The organism is Delftia sp. GW456-R20 (assembly GCF_001622915.1).
Lineage (GTDB): Bacteria > Pseudomonadota > Gammaproteobacteria > Burkholderiales > Burkholderiaceae_C > Comamonas > Comamonas acidovorans.
This window is the reverse complement of sequence record NZ_LWCN01000004.1, coordinates 571,626-592,376: the sequence shown is the minus strand read 5'-3', so window position 1 is coordinate 592,376 and position 20,751 is coordinate 571,626. Positions and strand designations below refer to the sequence as shown.

Here is a 20,751-nt window from a genome sequence, read left to right as displayed (position 1 = left end):
GTCCATGGCAGAGCAATCGACCGGGCAGGCGCTGCCCGTGGCGCAGGTGCGCGAGTACCTGACGGGCCTGCAGGCCCGCATCACGCAGGCGCTGGAGCAGGTGGAAGGCGAGAGCGGTGCGCGCTTTCTGTCCGACACCTGGAGCAAGGGCCCCGGCGAGCGCCTGCAGGGCGATGGCAACACCCGCATCATGGAGGGCGGCCGCGTGTTCGAGCGCGCGGGCTGCGGCTTCTCGCATGTGCGCGGGCCGCAGCTGCCGCCCTCGGCCACGCAGCACCGGCCTGAACTGGCGGGTGCGCCGTTCGAAGCCATGGGCGTGTCCCTGGTCTTCCATCCGCGCAATCCTTTTGTGCCTACGGTACACATGAATGTGCGAATGATTGCGGCCGGCTCAGGTGCGGCCGGCTCAGGTGCGGCAGGGCATCCGGGCAACGAGCCCACCTGCTGGTTCGGCGGCGGCATGGACCTGACACCGGTCTACGGCTTCGAGGAAGATGCACGGCACTTTCACCGCGTCTGCCGCGATGCGCTGGCGCCTTTTGGCGACACGCTCTACCCGCGCTTCAAGACCTGGTGCGACGAGTACTTCTGCCTGAAGCACCGCAACGAGCAGCGCGGCATCGGCGGCATCTTCTTCGACGACTTCTCTGAGCTGGGCCAGGCGCGCAGCTTCGACATGCTGCGTTCGGTGGGAGATTCCTTTCTGGAGTCCTACCTGCCCATCGTCGAGCGCCGCCAGGCCATGGACTACGGGCAGCAGCAGGTCGATTTCCAGCGCTACCGCCGCGGCCGCTACGTGGAGTTCAACCTGGTCTGGGACCGGGGCACGCACTTCGGCCTGCAGTCCGGCGGGCGCACGGAATCCATCTTGCTGTCCATGCCCCCGCATGCGAGCTGGAGCTACCAGCGCGAGGACGCGCCCGGCACGCCCGAGCGCGCGCTGCTGGAGCAATTCCTGGTGCGCCGCGACTGGCTTTGAGTTCCATTGCCGCCATCTCCGGCCGCGTGGCGAAATCCGCGCGTGCAAGGGAATAGGCGGCAAAACTATAATTTCAATAGCTTGAGGCGCAGCGTTGGCTGCGTTCTCCACTTTCTTCGGCGCGAAATCTTCCGGCGATCTGTGGGCGAACTCCATGCATTTTGGAGCGCCGCTACAGCCAAGCCCTCTACGGGCCGCACGGCGCTCGCGCTATATTGATCCCATTTCTATTCCACTGATCACCGCCTGATGACCACTTCCACCAAATCGGATTCCGCAGCCAAGCGCGACGTGACCAAGCTGCAACGCGCCATTGTTGACGGCCTCGAAAACGTCAAGGCCCAAGACATCCAGGTCTTCAATACCGAAAAGCTCTCGCCGCTGTTCGAGCGCGTGATCGTGGCTGCGGGCACCTCCAACCGCCAGACCAAGGCGCTGGCATCCAGCGTGCGCGACGCCGTCAAGCAGGCCGGTTTTCCCGTGCCACGCCAGGAAGGCGAAGAAAACGGCGAGTGGATCATCGTGGACTGCGGCCAGGCCGTGGTCCATGTCATGCAGCCAGCCATCCGCCAGTACTACCGCCTGGAAGAGATCTGGGGCGAGACGCCTGTGCGCCTGAAGCTGGGTGCTCCCAAGCCCACACGCTCGGCCGCCACCGACAAGGCCGAGGAAAAGGCCAAGAAGGCCGCTTCCAAGAAGGCTGCTGCAACGGCCGCCAAGCCTGCCGCCAAGAATGCCGCTTCTGCCGCCGCACCTGCTGCAGGCAAGAAGCCCGCTGCCAAGAAGGCAGCTCCTGCCAAGGCCGCTGCACCCCGTTCCGCAGCTGCCAAGCCGGCAGCATCCCGTACGGCGGCCGCCAAGCCGGCTGCTGCAAAGTCGGCCGCTCCCAAGTCCGCCGCCGTGAAGTCGGCCGCCGCCAAGGCGCCGGCCCGCAAGACGGCAGCGCCCAAGGCCATTAAGACCGTGGTGGTCAACCGCGCTCCCGCCAAGCCCAAGGCAGGTGCTGCTGCAAAGCCGGCCGCCAAGCGCGCTCCCCGCGCCAAGGCCTGAACGGTTCGGGACTGACGCTGCATGAAGCTGTTGATCGTGGCTGTGGGCCAGCATGTGCCCGACTGGGCACAGACGGCCTACGACGACTATGCCAAGCGCTTTCCCCCGGAGCTCAAGGTGGAGCTCAAGGCCGTCAAGACCGAGCCGCGCGGCTCCAAGACGGTCGAGACCCTGTACGCGGCCGAGCGCAAGCGCATCGAGGCCGCCATTCCGCGCGGCACGCGCATCGTCGTGCTCGATGAGCGCGGCACCAATCTGACGACCAAGGCCCTGGCCCAGCGCCTGCAGGGCTGGCAGCTGGAGGGCGACGACGTGGCCCTGATCATCGGCGGCCCGGACGGACTGGACCCCGCCTTCAGGCAGGCTGCGCACGAGCGCATCCGCCTGTCGGACCTGACCCTGCCGCATGCCATGGTGCGGGTGCTGCTCATTGAGCAGCTGTACCGTGCCTGGTCGGTCAACGCCGGCCATCCCTATCACCGGGAATAGGGCCTGTCCCGGCTCCCAGGCTCTGCCAGCGGCCCTGTCACGCGGATCCGAGGATCTCGTGATACTATGATTTTGATAGCCTTCAGCGCTTTGCAACAAAGGGCTGAAGGCATTTCTCATTCTTATCATGCCGCCATTCATCTACCTTGCCTCCCAGAGCCCCCGCCGCCGCCAGCTGCTGGAGCAGCTGGGTGTGGCCCATGAGCTTTTGCTGCCCAACGCCGAGGGCGACATTGCCGAAGATGCCGAGGCCATAGAGGCCGAGCTGGCCGATGAGGCAGCGCGCGACTATGTGCAGCGCGTCACCGCGCTCAAGCTCGATGCCGCCATGGCCCGCCATGCGCGCCGCGCTCTGGCTGTGGCGCCCGTGCTGTGCTCGGACACCACGGTGGCGCTGGATGGCCGCATTCTTGGCAAGCCTGCCGATGCCGACGATGCCCGCCGCATGCTGACCGCGCTTGCGGGCCGCGAGCACGAGGTGCTGACCGCCGTCGCCATACAGCACGGCACGCGGCGCCTGGCTGCGCTGTCGGTGTCCCAGGTCTGCTTCTCGGCCATGAGCGCGCAGCAGATCGACGCGTATGTGGCCTCGGGCGAGCCCATGGGCAAGGCCGGCGCCTATGGCATACAGGGCCGCGCGGCGGCCCATGTGCAGTGGCTGCACGGCAGCTACTCGGGCATCATGGGCCTGCCGCTGTTCGAGACGGCGGCGCTGCTGCGCGAGCTGGGCTGGGCACTGTAGGCCGGCTCCCCGACCTGGGCCCGCAGGGGCGTGCAGGCATGCGCAGACCGCCGATGGCAGCGGATGGCGCGGCAAGATAGTGGCAAGCGGCCACCGGCGCAATGATTGCCGGGCCGCCATGGCCGAGAAATACAAACGACAAAGCACACCACAGGCACAGCATGCAGCAAGACATTCTGATCAATTGGTCGCCACAGGAAACGCGCGTGGCCATCATCGAGAACGGCGCCGTCCAGGAGCTGCACATGGAGCGCCCGCTGGAGCGCGGCCTGGTTGGCAACGTCTACCTGGGCAAGGTCTCGCGCGTGCTGCCGGGCATGCAGTCGGCCTTCATCGACATCGGCCTGGAGCGCGCGGCCTTCCTGCATGTGGCCGATGTCTGGCAGCGGCAGGAAGGGGGCGAGGCCCCCATGTTCGCGCGCAAGGACATGCCTGTCGTGCCCATCGAAAAGCAGGTTTTCGAAGGCCAGACCATCATGGTGCAGGTCATCAAGGACCCGATCGGCACCAAGGGTGCGCGCCTGTCCACGCAGATCAGCATCGCGGGGCGATTGCTGGTGCTGCTGCCCCAGGATGACCATATCGGCATCTCGCAGAAAATCCCGCAGGGCGAGCGCGACGCGCTGCGCGCCCGCCTGCAGGGCCTGGTGGGCACCAAGGAAAACGGCGGGGGCGGCGGCTTCATCCTGCGCACCAATGGCGAGGACTCCAGCGACGCCGAGCTGGCCGACGACATCCGCTACCTGCGCAAGACCTGGAGCCGCATCAAGGACGCCTCGGTGCGCCTGCCGCCCATGTCGCTGCTGCACCAGGACCTGAACCTGCTGCAGCGCGTGCTGCGCGATCTGGTGGGCGAGGGCACGCAGAGCATCCGCATCGACTCCAAGGAGCAGTTCGCCCTGCTCATGACCTTCGGGCAGGAATACATGCCGGCGGCCGTTCCCAAGCTGCAGCACTACCGCGGCGAGCGGCCCATCTTCGACCTGTTCGCCATCGACGAGGAAATCGCCCGTGCGCTGGGCCGCCGCGTGGACCTCAAGTCCGGCGGCTACCTGATCGTGGACCAGACCGAGGCGCTGACCACGGTGGACGTCAACACCGGCGGCTACGTGGGGGCGCGCAACTTCGACGACACCATCTTCAAGACCAACCTGGAAGCAGCCCAGCAGATCGCGCGCCAGCTGCGCCTGCGCAACCTGGGCGGCATCATCATCGTGGACTTCATCGACATGGTGCGCGACGACCACCAGGCCGAGGTGCTGTCCGAATTCAAGCGCCAGCTCGGGCGCGACCGCGTCAAGACCATGGCGGGCGGTTTCTCGCAGTTGGGCCTGGTGGAGATGACGCGCAAGCGCACGCGCGAATCGCTGGCCCACATGCTGTGCGAATCCTGCCCGGTCTGCCAGGGCAAGGGCCATGTGAAGACCGTGCGCAGCGTCTGCTACGAGGTGCTGCGCGAAATCCTGCGCGAGGCGCGCCAGTTCAACCCGCGCGAGTTCCGCATCGTGGCCTCGCCCAAGGTGGTGGAGATGTTCCTGGACGAGGAAAGCCAGCACCTGGCCGGCCTGTCCGACTTCATCAAGAAGCCCATCTCCCTGCAGGCCGAGACAGCCATGGCACAGGAGCAATACGACATCGTGCTGCTGTGAATCGGTTTTATCCTGCTAATTCATTATCAATAGCAGTCCATCTATTGGCGAATGAATGGGTTCGATTGAACTCATTCCTGCGTTGCTATGGATTGTTGATTCCCGATAATTAACTTTGTCTCGGCTTTTTTGATACTGTTTGTTGCAATCAGTGCCTCAGCAACTGAAAGGGCGACGAATGGGCATCGACTCCACCATTGTGCGTGCAGCCATACACCCGGGGATTGGTGTGGCGCGTATTGGCAATAGTCCGGATGAGTACTATGTCGGCCCCGAGCTGATGCATGTGCCGCCCATGGCGCCGGGCAGCCTGCGCGATGCGCAGGGCGCGCTCAAGCGGCAGGCTGCGCGCTTTCGCATCTACGGCTACAACGCCGCGGGCGAGGTGGTGCGTGAACTCACGGCCGACCAGGACCAGATCGAATGGGAAGTCGAACTGGCCAATACCAAGGCCGCCTGGTATCAATTCCAATTGGCGCTGGACGTGCCTGAAGCCGCAGCAGCCGATCCCACGATTTTGCGCAATGCCACGGTGAAGGACCGGAAAAGCCTGGCCATTCGACCGGGAGCCCGCCGCATTGCCAAAGGCTCGGCCCCGGTGGCATTCGACAGCGGCAGTTTCTGCGGCAAGCCGGTTTATCTGGGCGAATTGCGCATTGAAAAGACCGGCCGGCTTCTCGTGCTGGGAGGCCGTGGCGTCTCTGCCTCCGTGGATGGCTCCAAGGCCACCACGTTTGCGAACAACGAGGGCTGGCATGACGATGTGGCCGACGGCCCCGTGCGCGCCAAGGTCGTCGTGGCCGGCGTTTCCGTGCCGGTGGATGCGGCATGGGTCACGGTTGCGCCGCCCAACTACGGCCCGCAGATGAAGTCGGTGCGCACCATGAAGGACCTGATGGAGGATGTGTACATCCACTCGGGCATGGCCGCCTTCCCGCTGCACGTCTCCTTCAGCCGGCACATCCTGCCCATACTCCAGCGCCAGAGCAGCCTGCAGTGGGCGAACAAAGGCTTTGCATCCCAGTTCGGCTGGGGCGGGGTGGCCAGTGCAGATGACGAGGCGTGGATCGCCAGGCTCAGCAGCCCGGGCACGACCTGGGCCGAGCTGCGCCAGCAGGTGGCCAATGCCTTCCGCCGTTTTGACCGTGATGGCGCATCTCCCCAGCCCTGGCCCTGGCTGTATGGCGACGCCATGGCCGTGCCGCCCGCCGACACACCGCGCCAGCATGCGGCGCTGACGGCCACGCAGCTGAGGATGCTGGACCTGTGGGCCGGTGGCCATTTCCTGTCCGACTGGAAACCCGGCCAGCAGTACCCTGCCCAGCTCGCCGACGTGCCGCTGCAGGAGCAGCCGGCCATGCTCGACCATGCCGCCATGGACGACTGCCTGGCCGACGCCTTCCACCCGGGCTGCGAGATCACCTGGCCCATGCGGCACGCCAGCATGTACCGGGCGCCGTTCCGCATCCGCGAGGCGGCAGTGAACCCGCCCGAGCTGCAGCTCTACGGCTCCCGGCTCACGCCTGCGGTGGCCCTGTCCGAGAGCGGGCCGCTGTATGCGCAGGTGGCCGGCGACCTCACGCGCTGGATGGCGGTCCCCTGGCAGACCGACACCGCCAGCTGCCGCAGCGGCTATTACGCCGGCTATGGCCCACGCTACGACCCCTACCTGCCCACGTTCTGGCCGGCCCGGGTGCCCAACCAGGTGCTGACGCAGGAGGCCTATGAAAGGGTCATCGACACGGAGCTGCCGCGCGAGCAGCGCGTTGCCGCCTTCAACCGCCGCGAGTCGTGGTTCCGCACACTGGGCGAGGAAGGCTATGAGAGCGAGATCAACCGCATGATCAGCCACTTCGGTGACATGGGCGTCATCGAGAGTCGGCCAGGCCTGCGGGGCGACAAGGACTTCCCGCCGGTGATGCAGGTGGAAAACCGCATCGCCCCGGCGCCGTCGCACATGCTCAAGACTGCGGTGCAACCGGACGGGCAGGAGGCGCCTCCCCGCATCGAGCCCTTCGATGCAGACAACGAGCAGCAGTTGCGCGCCATGACGCAGCGCGGCCCGGTGCTGCCGCGCTGAGTGCCGGCCATGCCGTCGCACGCCATGGCCGCCGCGCCGCTGCCGGAGGAACTGGATGTGCTCGTCGTGGGCGCAGGGCCGGCGGGCGCGGCTGTTGCCGCGCAACTGGCAGGGCACTGCCGCGTGGCGCTGGTAGGACGCGCCGTGCAGGCTGGGCGGGCCATTGGCGAAACCCTGCCCGCTGCGGCCCGGGTGATTCTGTCCGACCTGGGCGTGTGGGATGCGTTCGCGGCACAGGGCCACCGTCCTGCCTGGTCGCGGCGGTCATTGTGGGGAAGCTCCGAGGTCATCTTTCAGGACGCGCTGTTCGACCCGCATGGCGCGGGCTGGCACCTGGACCGAAAGCGCTTCGACGCCATGCTGCTGGAGGCTGCGCGCAGCCGTGGCGTGCCCTGCCTGGTGCCCGCCACGCTGCGCAGCTTGCAGCGCCAGCCACCGGGCGCACCCATGCGCTGGCGCTGCCTGATCGATAGGGCGCAGGGCGACCCGGCGCACGGCCCGTTGGAGCTGTCCTGCCGCATCGTGGTCGATGCCACGGGCCGCGCGGCCCGCGTGGCCCGGCAGGCGGGCGCCCAGGTCCACCGTGGTGGCCGCCTGGTCTGCTTTCACGCCTGGGTGGAGCCGCCATCGCATGAGCATGCAGGCACCACCATGATCGAGTCGGATGCCGAAGGCTGGTGGTACAGCGCCGACCTGCCCGATGGCAGTTGCGTGATTGCCTGGCAGACCGATATCGACCTGCCTGAAGCCCGGCGCCTGCGCAGCACGGCCGATCTGTTGGAAATGGCGCATCACACGGCCCTGGTGGGCGCGCGCAGCAGGGGCAGCCGGCTGCTGGAGCCACTGCGCGTGGCCGCCGCCCACGAACAATGGCTTGATGCAGCCAGCGGGCCGGACTGGCTGGCCGTGGGCGATGCAGGCCTGTCCTTCGATCCCCTGGCATCGCAGGGCCTGCTCAACAGCCTGGTCACGGGCAGCGAGGCCGCCACGGCCGTGCGCCGCAGCCTGGCGGGCGATGCCGCTGCGCTGCCTGCCTGGGATGCGTGGATCCGGTCGATACGCGCCGCGTACCGCACCCATCACCAGCACTACTACGCGCTGGAGCCGCGCTGGGCGAACGAGACGTTCTGGGCCCGCCGCCAGCGGGCGCCGGAGGCGGGGACCGGAGCCGACGTTATTGCCGCTCCAGCTTCGCCGTCTGCACGATCGCATTCCAGCGCTGGTACTCGGCCCGCGTGAATTCGCGGAAGGCCTTGGAGTCCAGCAGGCGCACTTCGCCGCCCAGCGCCGTCACCTTGGACTTGAAGTCGGCATGGCCCGCCACCTTGAGCGTGGCCTCTTCCAGGCGCTTGACGATGGCGGCCGGCGTGCCCTTGGGTGCCAGCACGCCGTTCCAGGTGCCGGTCACGAAGGTGGGGTAACCGCTTTCCTTCATGGTCGGCACATCGGGCAGGGCGGGCAGGCGCTGCTCGGAGGTCACGGCCAGGGCCTTGAGCTTGCCGGACTGCACGAAGGGCAGGGCGGGCGTCACGTTCTCGAAGATGAAATCGATCTGGCCGCCCAGCAGGTCGGTCAGGGCCGGCGCGCTGCCCTTGTAGGGCACATGCACCATGTCCAGCTGGGTGGCGCTCTTGAACAGCTCGCCCGACAGGTGGATCGTGGAGCCGCTGCCCGGCGAGCCATAGCTCATGCCGGTCTTTTGCGCGGCGGCGCGTGCCACCAGGTCCTTCACCGTCCTGGCGGGCGTGCGCGTCTCGTTGACGACCAGCACATTGGGAATGGTGGTCACCAGGGCCACGTACTCGAAATCGCCCAGGTTCTTCTCGCTCAGGTTCTTGTACAGGCTCTGGTTGATGGCCTGGGTGCCGGCCGTGCCGAACAGCAGCGTGTAGCCATCATTGGCCGCCGAAGCCACGCGGCTGGCGCCGATGGAGCCGTTGGCGCCGGAGATGTTTTCCACGATCACGGGCTGGCCCAGCGACTCGGACAGGCCCTGCGCCACCATGCGCGCCAGCACATCGGTATTGCCGCCAGGGGCGAAGGGCACGACCAGCTTGACGGGCCGGGTGGGATAGGCATCCGCCCAGGCCTGGGGCAGGGGCAGCAGCGCGGCGCCGAGCAGCGCGGCAGCGCGCAGGAATTGCTTGCGTGAAAGGGTGCGGGGCATGGGCGATGTCTCCTTGTCGGTGTTTTTGGTGGCGCAGCGGCTGGGGCCGGCGGCGGATTTTTCAGGCGGGCCAATGCTGGGCGGTGGCTGTCTTGACGTCAATCAATGTTTTGGCAGGACGTCATGCGGCGGGCGAATGACCTGTTCGGCCTTGCTTAGCAAATGAGAATGGATTGCATTAACATGCGCCCCTCATGATCCCTGCCACCACGGCGCAAGCTGCCCGGACCCGCCCATGAAAAAGGACCGCACCCTTCCTGCTTCTTCCCCCGGCGGCGCCGTTCAAATGCCCACGCCCATGCTCAGCCTGTCGGCAGGCCGGCTGCGCTTTGACCGCACGCAGTGGTTCAGCGAGAGCGAGCAGGCCGGGGTCAAGCTCGTGCTGGTGCTGTCCGGCAGCATCAGCTACCAGCTGGAACGCTCGGCGCCCGTGCGGCTGTGCGGTCCCTCCGTACACCTGCGCCTGCGCGATGCACCCCATGACGTGCTGCATGGCATGGAGCAGGGCTCGGATCTGGAGTACGTGTCGGCCAGCCTGCCCATGTCGGGCCTGGCGTCCAGCCTGGGCCTGACGCCGCAGGGGCTGGCCGATGCGATGGAGGCAGGCGCTCCTGGAGATTCCGGTGCATCCGGCGCCTGCGGCTCGCTCATCCGCGATGCCCAGGCCAGTGCCGCCCAGCGCGCGGTGGCGCAGCAGATCCTGCACTGTCCGCTGCAGGGCGCGGCGCGCCAGCTCTATCTGGCGGGCAAGGGGCTGGAGCTGCTGGCCCTGTGCATGCCCCGGCCCGGGGAAGAAGACCTGTCCGGGCGCGGACGCCAGCAACTGGAGCGCGCGGCGCAGCTGCTGCGCGAGCGCCTGGATGATCCACCGAGCCTGCGCGCTCTGGCGCGTGAGGTGGGGCTTAACGTGAACAAGCTCACCCAGGGCTTTCGCCAGTGCTTTGGCTGCACGGTGGCCGAATGGCTGCAGGCCCAGCGCATGGCGCGCGCCTACGAGCTGCTGGCCTCTGCGCGGATGGATGTGGCCCAGGCGGCCGCCCTCAGCGGCTACAGCCCCTCGCATTTCAGCAAGGTCTTCCAGCGCCACCATGGCGTGCTGCCCAGCGCCTTGCGGCGCGGATAGTCTCCATCCCAGGTCAGGCTCCGCAGCCGCTTTGCAGCGCTGCAGTCGTGCCGTGATTTTGCCGTGATCGTGCCGGGATCGCGGCAGGCCGTGACGCAATCGCGCATGGACGCTGCCCACGTCTTTCAGAATTTGGATGAGATTGGTTCTCATTTGAAATTCGGGAGGAGTGATGGATTCATCGTCAATGAAAGCGGCGCGGCCCCTGGTGTTGCGCCCCTTGCCACTGGCCCTGTGCCTGGCCTTTGCCACGGGCGGATCGGCCCGGCTGCATGCCGAGACGCAGGCGGTTGATGCAGGCAGCGCGCCTGAAACAGCCGCACTGCCAGGGATCACGGTCCGCGCCAGCGCAGTCACCGGCACGGGCGTGGACAAGCTGGGCCAGAGCCTGCAGGAAATCGCCCAGTCGGTCACCGTGATCGGGCAGGAGCGCATGCGCGAACAAAACCTCTACAGCCTGGACGACGTGATGCAGAACGCCCCCGGTGTCACCGTGCAGCCCTTCCAGCTGCTGACCACGGGCTACTACCAGCGCGGCTTCAAGATCGATTCGTTCCAGCAGGACGGCGTGCCCATTCTCATGGGCAACACGGCCAGCCCGCGCATGGACATGGCCATGTACGAGCGCGTGGAGATCGTGCGCGGCGCCGCAGGCCTGCTGCATGGCACGGGCAACCCTGCCGCCACGGTCAACCTCGTGCCCAAGCGGCCCACGCGGGAGTTTGCCGGCAGCGCGGGGCTGACCCTGGGCAGCTGGGGCCGGCGTCGCGCCGAGGCCGATGTCGGCGGCCCGCTCAATGCCTCGGGCAGCCTGCGTGCCCGCGTGGTGGCCACGCAGGAGGAGCGTGACTTCTTCTACGACGTGGCTGGCGAGCGCACCGGCAATCTCTACGCCATTGCCGAGCTGGACCTGGCGCCCGGCACCACGGTGCACGCCGGGGTGCACCATCAGCGCATACGCTCCACCACCAACATGGCGGGCGTGCCTTTCTATGCAGACGGCCGCGATGTGGGCCTGCCGCGCAGCACCTATCTGGACGCGGCCTGGGACCGCTTCGACTGGAACACCACGCGCAGCTTTGCCGGCGTCGAGCATGTCTGGAGTAACGGGTGGCAGGCCAGGCTCAACCTCAATCACCTCTCCGGTGATTCCGAGCTGCTCTATGCCGGGGCCAACGGCGCTGTCAATCCCGCCACGGGCCTGGGCGGGCGCCTCACGGGTGCGGCCTACCGCTTCGACGACAGCCAGACCAGTGTGGATGCCTTTGCCAGCGGCCCGGTGCAGCTGTGGGGCCGCACGCACGAGCTGCTGGCCGGCTTCAACCACCAGCGCACGCGCAGCACGCAATGGGCCGCCTCCATCCTCAATCTGCCGCAAAGCCCGGTCGATGTCTTGAACTGGAATCCGCACGGCGTGCCGCTGCCCCTGGTCGGCAGCTACGCCACGCGCGGCCCCACCGAGACGCGGCAAAGCGGCCTGTACGGCATGGCGCGGCTGCAGCTGGCCGACCCCTTGAAGCTGGTGCTGGGCGGGCGCTTCACGCGCTGGGAGCAAGAGACGGGCGGCGCAGGCGGAGCCGCCAGCCGCGTGCGCACGCGCATGGGCACGCAGTTCACCCCCTATGCAGGCCTGGTGTACGCGCTCGGCCCACAGTGGAACGCCTATGCCAGCCATGCGCGCATCCTCCAGCCGCAGAGCAGCTACACCTATGCCGGTGAACTGCTGGACCCGGTACAGGGCAACAACCTGGAGGCCGGCATCAAGGGCGCACTGCTGGACGGCCGCCTGAACCTGGGCCTGGCGCTGTTCGAGATCCGGCAGAAGAACCGTGCCCAGGCCGATCCGGCCCATCCCTGCGTGGGCAATGCCTGCTGGTACATCGCCACCGGCGAGGTGCGCAGCCGAGGGCTGGAGGCCGAGATCGAAGGCCAGCCCCACCGCGACTTGCGCCTGAGCGCCTCCTACACCTGGAACCGCACGCAGTACCTGCAGGACGCGCAGAACCAGGGCCTGCCCTTCGCCAGCTTCACGCCGCGCCACATCCTGCGCCTGTGGGCCAGCTACCAGATGCCGGTGGCAGAGCGCCGCTTCAGCATCGGCCTGGGCCTGCGCGCGCAAAGCGACTTCTACAACCAGGCGCAGGGCGTGACGCTGCGGCAGGGCGGCTACGCGCTGGCCAGCCTGCGCCTGGGCTGGCGCATCAACCGCCAGCTCACGGCGGCCCTGCAGGTGGACAACCTGACGGACCGCCGCTACTACCAGAGCCTGTCCGGCACGGGCTGGAACAACCGCTATGGCGAGCCGCGCAGCGCCACGCTCAGCCTGCGCGCCGAGTTCTGAGAACCCGCTTCACCATCGATGGAACACACCATGGACAAGAACGCCCATTCCCTCATCGCCCGGCCGCTGGCGCAGGCCAGCCACCTCATCGGCCTGTGCGCCCCTTCGCAGGTGCGCGTGCTGGGCCCGCACGAAAAGCTGGACCCGGCCAGCGACTGGATCATTGGCATCAAGCCTTTCAGCGACGGTGCCTCGCTGCATGACGGGCACTGGGAGCGCCATCCCGTCGGCGACGAAGTGCTGTGCCTGCTGGACGGCGAAGTGCGTGTGCTGCTGCGCCCGCAGCGGCGCGGCGAGGAGGCTCCGGTTCTGGAACTCTCGGCAGGCCAGATGCTGGTGGTGCCGCGCGGCTGCTGGCACCGGCTGGAAGCGGTGCAGCCGGGCCGCCTGATGTTCATCACGCCCGCGCGTGGCAGCGAGCACGAGAAGGTGCAGCCATGAGCCCGCCCCTGCACGATGCGGACAGCTCCCCTGCGATGTCGCAGCCGGACCTGCACACCTGGCTGATGGTCGCCGGCCTGTACCTGACCCAGGGCATGCCCCTGGGCCTGGCCATGGACGCCGTGCCCACACTGCTGCGCAGCGAGGGCGCCCAGCTGGGGGCGTTGGCCTTCCTGCCCCTGGTGGGCCTGCCCTGGGTGCTGAAATTCCTGTGGGCCACACGCGTGGACAACCGGTGGTCGGCCCGCCTGGGGCGCCGTCGCAGCTGGATCCTGCCCATGCAGGCCCTGGTGCTGCTGTGCCTGGCGGCATCGGCTGCGCTGGGCATCACGCTGCAGACGGCGCCGGCCATCGTGGCGCTGGCGGCCCTGGGTTCCCTGGCCAGTGCCACGCAGGACATTGCCACGGACGGGCTGGTGGCCGAGCATTTCAGGGGCCGTGGTCTGGCTGGCGCCAATGCGCTGCAGGTGGGCGGCACCATGGTGGGCTTCTTTGTGGGCGGGGCCGGCAGCATGGTGCTGGCGGGCTTGCTGGGACAGCGTCTGGCGCTGGCGGCCCTGTGCCTGCCCGTGGCCTTCAGCCTGCTGCTGGTGGCGCTGTGGCGTGAGCCGGCTGCGCTGCAGGGCCTGCGCAGCCGGCCGGGCGTTCGCCGGTCGCCAGCCCGTCTCAAGGCCTTTGTGCAGCGCTCCGGCGCCTGGCCGCTGGTGGCTGCAGCCGTGCTGTCGTCCATCACGGCCGTCAGCGGCTTTGGCCTGGCCAAGCTGTTTCTCGTGGATGCAGGCTGGCCGGTCGAGGCCGTGGGGCGCGTGGGCATGGCGGGCGGTGCGGTGACCGTGCTGCTGGGCTGTGGCGGGGGCGTCTGGCTGGTGGCACGGCTGGGCGCCAGGCCGGCGCTGGCCTGCGGGCTGGCGGCCTGCGCCGCCTCGGCGCTGGGCTGGATGGCCCTGGCCGCAGGCCTGCTGCCGCTGGACATGGGCACTGCCTTTGCGGCCCAGGCGCTGGGGGCGTTTGGAACGGGTGCATCTTCGGTGGCCGTGATGACGCTGGCCATGCGCTTTGCCGGTGCCGGCCCGCAGGCCGGCACCGACATGACAGCCGTGCAAAGCGCCCGCGACACGGGGGAGATTCTGGCCTCCACCCTGGTGACATCGCTGGCGGCGGCCGTGGGCTACGGCGGTGGCTTTGCTGCTGGATTGCTGGCTGCGGCGGTGACGCTGGCCGTCTGCTGGCGCATGCTGGGGCGCCAGGGTGGAGCGCAAAGCATCGTTGCCGATGCCAGCGCCGATCCGGTGGCGAAGTCCTCCTAGAAATCCGCCTTCAGGCTCACCGTCAGATTGCGCGGCTCGCCCCACCAGCCCTGGTTGTAGAAGCCGATCTGGCTGTAGTACTGGCGGTCCAGCAGGTTGTTGAGCTGCACGCTGGCCGACCAGGTGGGGTCGATGCGGTAGTGGGCCGAGAGGTTGACCACCAAGTAGCTGCCCTGGCCGACCTGCACGCTCTGGCGCAGCGGGTTGGTCACGTTCTGCCAGATGCGGCTTTGCCAGCGCAGGTTGCCGCCCAGGCTCAGGCCTTGCAGCGCACCCTCGAAGCTGCGCATGGCCGTGAGCTTGACCAGGCTGCGCGGGTGCGTTGTGTTAAAGGCGGCGCCGCTGGCGCTGCGTGCCGTGTAGTGGGTGTAGCTGGCGCCCAGGCGCCAGCCCCGGGCCGGCTCGCCGCTGAGTTCCAGATCGATGCCGCGCACCTGCGCGCCCTTGACTCCCCGGTAGGCCTTCTGGTCTGCGGTTCCGTCGATGAACTCGCCCGTGTCCTGCGCCAGGTTGTCCTGGCGGGTCTGGAACAGCGCGGCAGAACCCTGCAGCCGGTCCTGCAGCCAGGAGCCCTTGAGGCCCAGCTCGAAGGCCTGGCCGGTGACGGGGTCCAGGATGCTGCCTTGCTTGTCGCGGTAGTTCTGGGGCGTGAAGATTTCCGTGTAGCTCAGGTAGGCCGTGTGCCGGGCATCGATGTCCCACAGCAGGCCGGCGTAGGGCGTGATTTCGTTGCTGTAGCGGTAGTCGCGCAGGCTGCCGAAGTAGTTCTGGCGCGTGGACCAGCGGCTCAGGCGGGCGCCGGCCACGGCCGTCCAGCCATCGGCCAGCGAGAAACGCCCCACGGCATAGCCGCCGCTTTGGCGCATGCGGCTGTCGTCGCCGCCGTTGGAGACGTCGGACCAGCCCGGCTCGGCCAGGCTGCCGTTGCGCCAGTCGAGGAAGTTGTCCGTGGCAGGCGGCGTGCCCAGCGGTGCATAGCGGCGGATGTCGATGTCGTCGCGCACATGGTTCCAGCCCACGGCAATCTCGTGCTGGCGCCCGAACAGCGCGACCGGGCCGCTGGCCGTGAGGTGGAGACTGTCGCGCGAGCGGTCGCCCCGGTACTTGATGAAGGAGTTGGCCATGCCCAGGCCGGTGCTGGCGTCCGGCGCGCCGCCCCGGTAGACGTAGCGCATGTCGTAGTTGCCGTCGTTGTGGCTGTAGGCGGCGCGCAGCAGCCAGCGGTTGTCCAGCCGGTGCGTCAGGTCCAGCGTGGCCGTGGTGTTCTCCGTGCCGAAATGCGACCAGCGCGTGTTGTTGGACACCGAGCGGTCGAAGTCCGTGCGGCTGCCGTCCGCATAGAACAGCGGAAAGCCGGCGCCCATGCCGGGGCTGGAGTTCTTCTGGTATTCGAGGCTGGTGACGAGCCGGGTGGCGGGCGTCAGGGCCGCGCTGACCACTGCGTACAGGCCCTGCCTGCGCTGGCCGAAGTGGCTGACGTAGCTGTCGCTGTCCGATTGCACGGCCACGACACGGCCATGCACGCGGCCTTCGCGGTCCAGCGGCAGGGACAGATCGGCCTCGGCGCGGCGCAGGTTCCAGCGGCCCAGCGTCAGCGAGGCATGGCCGCCCGCCGTCTCGAGCGGCTGCTTGCGCACGAAGTTCACCGTGGCCGACGGATCGCCCGAGCCATTGAGCAGGCCCGTGGCGCCGCGCACGATTTCCACGCGGTCGTAGAAGGCGGTGTCCATGTCGGTGGCGCCGAAGTTCCACAGGCTGTTGATGGGCGAGGCCAGGCCGTCGAACTGGAAGTTGCTGACGCCGAAGCCGCGCGAGGAAAACTGGTAGCGGTTGCTGTCGCTGCGGCTGACCGAAAGGCCGGGCGCGGAGGCCTCCAGCGTCTGCGAGACGGTGAGCTGGCCTGCATCGTCCATGAGCTGGCGCGTGATCACGCTGACCGACTGCGGAGTTTCGCGCGCCGACAGTTGCAGGCCCGTGGCCGTTCCCGTGGAGCCGCTGGTGTAGCGGGCCGTGCCCTCCGTGGTGCCCGCATCGGCGGCGGCGCGCACGGTGACGGTGCCCAGTTCGGTGTCGCCTTTCCTGGCAGGGGGCCTGTCCTCGTCGGCGGCCCAGACTGCTGGCGCAGGGGCTGCGCAAAGGGCACAGATCAGCAGGGACAGCGGGGTCCGCGCGCCTTGGAGGTGCCGCGGGGTGGGGTTTTGAATGCGAATGCTCATCATTTCCATGGTCCTGGGCGTGAGCCCGGATTGTGGGAAATGTGCGCCGCCGCCGCCTGTTCCCGGCGACGCCAGTCCTATGGTTTGCGACGCAGGCTGCCTCGGCTGGGCGCGTGGCCGAAGCGCTGGCGAAAGGCCGTGGCGAAATTGCTGGCGTGCTGAAAGCCCACGCAGTCGGCCGCTTCCTGCACGCTCCAGCCCTGTGCCAGCCGTTCGCGCGCCAATTGCATGCGGCGCTCGCGCAGCCAGCCGAACACGGTCTGGCCATAGGCGGCCTGGAATTTCTCGCGCAGCGTGGTCGGGCTCATGCAGGCCAGGCGCGCCAGGTCGTCCAGGCTGTGCGCCTGACCTGGCGCTGCATCCATGCACTCGCGCACGCGCTCCAGGCCGCGCCTGTCCCGGGGATGGATGCGCGGCGAGGGCGCAGGCCGCGGCTGCGCATGTGCCTGCAGCGCGCAGGCCAGCACCTGCAGCGCAATGCCTTCGCGGTGCAGCCGGGCCAGGCTGCCGCTCCAGACGCCATCGAGCAGCTGGCGCAGTGAGACGGCCAGATGCTCGGGCAGCGACCAGGCATGCAGCGGCGGGCCGGACTGCCGCAGGGCGTGGTGCAGCAGCTCGGCCAGTTCGGCATCGGCGCAGGCCTCGGGCGCCTCGATGGACAGGTTGAAGCCGCGCACCGTCTGGCCTGCCGCATGGGTGGCCTTGAGCACCTCGGTGTCGCCGCAGGAGAATGCCGCTGCGGCATGGCGCGTCACGCTCAGGGCCTTGCGGGCGCCGGGCAGCTGCAGCTCGGCCTGGCCGTCCAGCAGGACCACGGCGGTGAAGCGCCGCGGATGCTCGGACGTGGATTCATAGCCATGGTTGATGCGGATGTCGGAGCTGACCAGCTGCAGGCCCGAAGGCAGTTGGTGCTCCTGTACCTGGCCTTCGAAGATGCAATCGTTTTCGGAGACGGTGGAGAGAAAGCGCACGCTGAAACCGTGGCGCTGGCGCATGGCGTCGAGCTGCGCCGTGGTGTAGCGCTGGGAAGGGGCGGGCATGGGCGGAGGCGGAAAGGCGGTGGCGGGAAGCGCTCGCTGCAGTGAACGCTTCTCATTATCGCTGCAGGCTTGCTACGGCCCTGCGGCGGCCACGGCCCGTGGCGTCCAGCCCGCAGATGCGCAGGCTCAGGGCAGGGCGCAGACAAAGCTGGCCGCATCCTCCACATTGCCCGTGCCGGCGGCTGCGCCCTCGAACCTGTACCTGGCAATCTTCGGATACGGGCACAGCGGGCGCGTGCGCTGCGGAAAGTCCGCGCTGGACGGCAGGGCCCTGGCGGCGATGGTGTCCGGGGCGATGCCTTTCTCCACCCAGTCGACCATGGCCTGTATGGAGTCGAAGCTGTCCGTGGCCGGGCCGCCCGAGCAATGGTTCATGCCCGGCACGAGGAAGGTGCGCGCAAAGTCCTGCGTGGCCTGCATGCCGCCGTTGTTGGCGGCCAGGCGCTCGTAGTAGTCCAGCGTGTCCAGCGCCGAGAAGATGGGGTCGGACATGCCGTGGATGAAGAGCATCTTGCCGCCGTGCTGCCGGAAGGCCGTGAGCCGGTCATCCCGGTAGGTGTCATAGATGGCCGAGTAGGCCTGCATGCGCGCCGGGTCGGTGTCGAAGTTGAAGGCCAGCGGGTTGAAGCCCAGGTCTGGCGGGGTGAGGAATTCGTTGACCAGCGCATCCACGATCAGCGTGATGTAGCGCGAATCCGGCGTGGCGGTGGTGGAACTGCCCAGTGTCCAGGTGCGCCAGCCCGGCGCTGCCAGGCCCGGATCCCACGGCTGGCCCGCATACAGGGCCTGGCCTGCCGAGTTGCGCGGCCCGGCAAACACGTTTCTGAGCGCGTTCACCTGTCCGCTGCTCAGGCAGCTGCCGGCCTTGGCGCCGCCGCACTGCAGCACGCCGGGGTCGAAATGGCAGGCCTTGACGTGGTTCACCATGCCATCGGCCACGCCGTCGGCCGCATCGCAGGAGGCGGTCACGGCCTTGGCCACCAGGTTCAGGTCCTCGTTGCTGAAGGCTCGGGAGAGGATGCGCCGGCCGCTGCTGTCGGCCGGCGCGATGGCGTCGAACTCGATGGTGTTCCACATCGCGGCCACCGTGGCGCCGCTCGATACCCGCATGGCAGGGGCACCGGCCGTGATGGCGTCGAAGTAGTCGGGAAAGCGCTGCGAGAACACCATGCCCTGGCGTCCTCCGCCCGAGCAGCCTGAAAAATAGGAGTGCTCAGGCTTGCGCCCGTAGCGCGTGGAGATCAGCGATTTGGCCGCCACGGCGGTCTTGTCGTAGGCGTTGTAGGCGTGGTCCAGCCGGGCCTGAGGGTCGGCACCGAAGCTGGCCGTGGTGCCGGTGTGGCCCGCGTCGGTGGAGACCACTGCAAAGCCCTGGCCCAACGGCGAAGGCGTTGCGCCTGAGATGCTGGAGCTCAGCGAGGTGTCGCGCAGGATGCCGTCGTTGCCACCGCCGCCGATGAAGAGAAACCGGCCGTTCCATTGGTCCGGCAGGCTGAGCTGGAACCCGATGGCGTAGTTCTTTCCGTCCACGCCCACGCGCGGGTTGATGGCGCCGGTGACTACGCAGTGCCCGGGCAGCAGCGCGCCGGTGCTGGCGCCGCCCGGCCTGCGGGTGTCGGGCGGCACATAGCTGGTGGACAGCCGGGTGGCCGCAAGGCCTGCCCTGCCAGGCAGGTCGGCGCAGGCGGCCGCCGGCGTTGCGGCATCGGCCAAAGTGGGGCTGCTGCCACCGCCGCAGCCCGCCATGAGAAGGGATGCGGCAAAGGCGGCCGTGGATGGAAAAACGCGCCGCAAGGCGCGTGGGGCGTGGTCGGTTCGCATGACTTGTGTCTCCTGTCGCCCGAGCGTAAGACCAGGGACGGAGGGGCCATGTCATCTCAGAGGATGACGGGACAACCCGGCGTGGGCGCGCGCTGCCCCGCGCCCGGCTTCAGAGTTTGCGCAGCCGCTCCAACGCCGCGCGCAGCGTGCTGTCTTGCTTGGCAAAGCAAAACCGCACCACGCGCTGGTCGAATCCGTCGCCATAGAAGGCTGACAGCGGGATGGCCGCCACGCCATGCTCCCGGACCAGCCACTGGCAGAACGCGGCTTCGTCCAGGTCCGAGACGGCCGAGATGTCGGCGCAGACGAAGTAGGTCCCCGCCGTGGGCAGCAGGCGCAGGCGCGAGCCTTCCAGGCCCTGGCAGAACAGGTCGCGCTTGGCCTGGTAGAAGGCGGGCAGCTGCAGGTAGGGCGCAGGGTCGGCCATGTAGCTGGCCAGGCCCGCCTGCATGGGCGTGTTGACGGTGAAGACGTTGAACTGGTGGACCTTGCGGAACTCGGCCGTGAGCGCGGCCGGCGCGGCGACGGTGCCCACCTTCCAGCCCGTGACATGGTAGGTCTTGCCGAAGCTGGAGACGATGAAGGCGCGTGCCGCCAGGCCGGCAAAGCGCGCGGCGCTCTGGTGCTGGCGGCCGTCGTAGACCATGTGCTCGTAGACCTCGTCGCTGATCAGCAGCACGTCGGTGGGCGCCAGCAGCTCCTGCAATTGCAGCATCTCCGCATCGCTCCAGATGGTGGCGCTGGGGTTGTGCGGGCTGTTGATGATCAGCAGCCGTGTGCGCGGCGTGATGGCGGCGGCAATTTTGGCGAAGTCTGGCTTGAAGCTGCCCGGCGTCAGCGGCACGCGCACGGGCACGCCGCCGGCCAGCTCGATATTGGGCACGTAGCTGTCGTAGCAGGGGTCGAGCACGATGACCTCATCGCCCGCATGCACGGTGGCCAGGATGGCGGTGAGGATGGCCTGCGTGGCGCCGGCCGTGACCGTGATCTCGGTGCCCGCGTCGTAGCGGCGGCCGTACAGCGCCTGCATCTTGTCGGCCATGGCCTGGCGCAGCTGCGGCAGGCCGGGCATGGGCGGGTACTGGTTGTGGCCGGCCTGCATGGCGGCCGTGACGGCATCGACCAGCCTGGGGTCGCAGCCGAAATCGGGGAAGCCCTGGCCCAGGTTCACCGCCTGGTGCTCGGCGGCCAGCGCCGACATGGTGGTGAAGATGGTCGTGCCCACATGGGGCAGGCGGCTGGGGAAGGCGGGCGTGCGGGGCGTGGCAGAGGTCATGGCGGAGGCAGCGGAAAACGGGAACGGGCC

The 20,751-nt window shown here is 68.3% G+C and carries 16 protein-coding genes; 11 read left to right on the top strand and 5 right to left on the bottom strand.

Annotated elements, in window-relative coordinates:
* Positions 1-4: 4 nt before the first annotated feature.
* The 7 genes from hemF to A4F85_RS08180 all read left to right on the top strand — a co-directional run bounded on the left by hemF (position 5) and on the right by A4F85_RS08180 (position 8,228).
* Entirely contained in the window at positions 5-979 is a 975-nt protein-coding gene (gene hemF / locus A4F85_RS08210; protein WP_063326282.1) for an oxygen-dependent coproporphyrinogen oxidase, read from the top strand.
* A gap of 249 nt (positions 980-1,228) precedes the next feature.
* On the top strand, positions 1,229-2,029 hold the full coding sequence (rsfS, locus tag A4F85_RS08205; RefSeq protein WP_063326281.1) for a ribosome silencing factor: 801 nt from the start codon (positions 1,229-1,231) through the stop codon (positions 2,027-2,029).
* A gap of 21 nt (positions 2,030-2,050) precedes the next feature.
* Positions 2,051-2,518, top strand: a complete 468-nt coding sequence (rlmH, locus tag A4F85_RS08200; RefSeq protein ID WP_012205361.1) for a 23S rRNA (pseudouridine(1915)-N(3))-methyltransferase RlmH — start codon at positions 2,051-2,053, stop codon at positions 2,516-2,518.
* A 127-nt stretch (positions 2,519-2,645) separates the two neighbouring features.
* Entirely contained in the window at positions 2,646-3,260 is a 615-nt protein-coding gene (locus A4F85_RS08195; RefSeq protein WP_043820971.1) for a Maf family protein, read from the top strand.
* Positions 3,261-3,421: 161 nt separating this feature from the next.
* Positions 3,422-4,909: a ribonuclease G gene (gene rng, locus A4F85_RS08190; RefSeq protein WP_063326280.1), complete on the top strand. Its 1,488-nt coding sequence runs from the start codon at positions 3,422-3,424 to the stop codon at positions 4,907-4,909.
* A gap of 178 nt (positions 4,910-5,087) precedes the next feature.
* Positions 5,088-6,989 (top strand): LodA/GoxA family CTQ-dependent oxidase, encoded by a 1,902-nt coding sequence (locus A4F85_RS08185; protein WP_063326279.1) that lies wholly within the window; start codon positions 5,088-5,090, stop codon positions 6,987-6,989.
* A gap of 9 nt (positions 6,990-6,998) precedes the next feature.
* The gene (locus A4F85_RS08180; protein ID WP_063327919.1) at positions 6,999-8,228 is read left to right on the top strand and encodes an NAD(P)/FAD-dependent oxidoreductase; all 1,230 of its coding nucleotides are present in this window, start codon (positions 6,999-7,001) and stop codon (positions 8,226-8,228) included.
* Here the strand turns inward: A4F85_RS08180 and A4F85_RS08175 are convergent.
* A complete protein-coding gene (locus A4F85_RS08175; protein WP_063326278.1) occupies positions 8,164-9,156 on the bottom strand; it encodes a Bug family tripartite tricarboxylate transporter substrate binding protein in 993 nt (330 codons plus the stop codon). The two genes, A4F85_RS08180 and A4F85_RS08175, sit on opposite strands and share 65 nt — an antisense overlap.
* A gap of 235 nt (positions 9,157-9,391) precedes the next feature.
* Between A4F85_RS08175 and A4F85_RS08170 the strand changes: the two genes are divergently transcribed.
* The 4 genes from A4F85_RS08170 (at position 9,392) to A4F85_RS08155 (ending at position 14,368) form a co-directional block, all read left to right on the top strand.
* Positions 9,392-10,279, top strand: coding sequence for a helix-turn-helix domain-containing protein (locus tag A4F85_RS08170; protein ID WP_082848163.1), 888 nt, complete (start codon positions 9,392-9,394; stop codon positions 10,277-10,279).
* Between the two features lie 172 nt (positions 10,280-10,451).
* Positions 10,452-12,620 (top strand): TonB-dependent siderophore receptor, encoded by a 2,169-nt coding sequence (locus A4F85_RS08165; RefSeq protein ID WP_063326276.1) that lies wholly within the window; start codon positions 10,452-10,454, stop codon positions 12,618-12,620.
* A 30-nt stretch (positions 12,621-12,650) separates the two neighbouring features.
* Positions 12,651-13,061 carry a cupin domain-containing protein gene (locus tag A4F85_RS08160; protein WP_013802629.1) on the top strand — a complete coding sequence of 137 codons (411 nt, stop codon included), beginning with the start codon at positions 12,651-12,653 and terminating at the stop codon, positions 13,059-13,061.
* A 35-nt stretch (positions 13,062-13,096) separates the two neighbouring features.
* Positions 13,097-14,368, top strand: a complete 1,272-nt coding sequence (locus tag A4F85_RS08155; protein ID WP_063326275.1) for a RhtX/FptX family siderophore transporter — start codon at positions 13,097-13,099, stop codon at positions 14,366-14,368.
* Here A4F85_RS08155 and fauA read toward each other — a convergent pair.
* From fauA to A4F85_RS08135, 4 genes are all read right to left on the bottom strand, one after another.
* Positions 14,365-16,584, bottom strand: a complete 2,220-nt coding sequence (fauA, locus tag A4F85_RS08150) for a TonB-dependent alcaligin siderophore receptor FauA (protein WP_231890495.1) — start codon at positions 16,582-16,584, stop codon at positions 14,365-14,367. The genes A4F85_RS08155 and fauA overlap by 4 nt on opposite strands.
* A gap of 77 nt (positions 16,585-16,661) precedes the next feature.
* On the bottom strand, positions 16,662-17,624 hold the full coding sequence (locus A4F85_RS08145; RefSeq protein ID WP_063326274.1) for a helix-turn-helix transcriptional regulator: 963 nt from the start codon (positions 17,622-17,624) through the stop codon (positions 16,662-16,664).
* Positions 17,625-17,750: 126 nt separating this feature from the next.
* The gene (locus A4F85_RS08140) at positions 17,751-19,445 is read right to left on the bottom strand and encodes a tannase/feruloyl esterase family alpha/beta hydrolase (protein WP_063326273.1); all 1,695 of its coding nucleotides are present in this window, start codon (positions 19,443-19,445) and stop codon (positions 17,751-17,753) included.
* Positions 19,446-19,554: 109 nt separating this feature from the next.
* On the bottom strand, positions 19,555-20,721 hold the full coding sequence (locus A4F85_RS08135) for a pyridoxal phosphate-dependent aminotransferase (RefSeq protein WP_063326272.1): 1,167 nt from the start codon (positions 20,719-20,721) through the stop codon (positions 19,555-19,557).
* Positions 20,722-20,751: the final 30 nt, after the last annotated feature.

Excerpts from the sequence above, each read along its gene's own strand:
- A4F85_RS08155 (WP_063326275.1), top strand. The coding sequence starts at position 13,097 with ATGTCGCAGCCGGACCTGCACACCTGGCTGATGGTCGCCGGCCTGTAC.
- A4F85_RS08180 (WP_063327919.1), top strand. The coding sequence starts at position 6,999 with ATGCCGTCGCACGCCATGGCCGCCGCGCCGCTGCCGGAGGAACTGGAT.
- A4F85_RS08175 (WP_063326278.1), bottom strand. The coding sequence starts at position 9,156 with ATGCCCCGCACCCTTTCACGCAAGCAATTCCTGCGCGCTGCCGCGCTG.
- A4F85_RS08135 (WP_063326272.1), bottom strand. The coding sequence starts at position 20,721 with ATGACCTCTGCCACGCCCCGCACGCCCGCCTTCCCCAGCCGCCTGCCC.
- rng (WP_063326280.1), top strand. The coding sequence starts at position 3,422 with ATGCAGCAAGACATTCTGATCAATTGGTCGCCACAGGAAACGCGCGTG.
- A4F85_RS08195 (WP_043820971.1), top strand. The coding sequence starts at position 2,646 with ATGCCGCCATTCATCTACCTTGCCTCCCAGAGCCCCCGCCGCCGCCAG.
- A4F85_RS08160 (WP_013802629.1), top strand. The coding sequence starts at position 12,651 with ATGGACAAGAACGCCCATTCCCTCATCGCCCGGCCGCTGGCGCAGGCC.
- A4F85_RS08170 (WP_082848163.1), top strand. The coding sequence starts at position 9,392 with ATGAAAAAGGACCGCACCCTTCCTGCTTCTTCCCCCGGCGGCGCCGTT.
- hemF (WP_063326282.1), top strand. The coding sequence starts at position 5 with ATGGCAGAGCAATCGACCGGGCAGGCGCTGCCCGTGGCGCAGGTGCGC.
- A4F85_RS08185 (WP_063326279.1), top strand. The coding sequence starts at position 5,088 with ATGGGCATCGACTCCACCATTGTGCGTGCAGCCATACACCCGGGGATT.
- fauA (WP_231890495.1), bottom strand. The coding sequence starts at position 16,584 with ATGAGCATTCGCATTCAAAACCCCACCCCGCGGCACCTCCAAGGCGCG.
- A4F85_RS08165 (WP_063326276.1), top strand. The coding sequence starts at position 10,452 with ATGGATTCATCGTCAATGAAAGCGGCGCGGCCCCTGGTGTTGCGCCCC.
- A4F85_RS08140 (WP_063326273.1), bottom strand. The coding sequence starts at position 19,445 with ATGCGAACCGACCACGCCCCACGCGCCTTGCGGCGCGTTTTTCCATCC.
- rlmH (WP_012205361.1), top strand. The coding sequence starts at position 2,051 with ATGAAGCTGTTGATCGTGGCTGTGGGCCAGCATGTGCCCGACTGGGCA.
- A4F85_RS08145 (WP_063326274.1), bottom strand. The coding sequence starts at position 17,624 with ATGCCCGCCCCTTCCCAGCGCTACACCACGGCGCAGCTCGACGCCATG.
- rsfS (WP_063326281.1), top strand. The coding sequence starts at position 1,229 with ATGACCACTTCCACCAAATCGGATTCCGCAGCCAAGCGCGACGTGACC.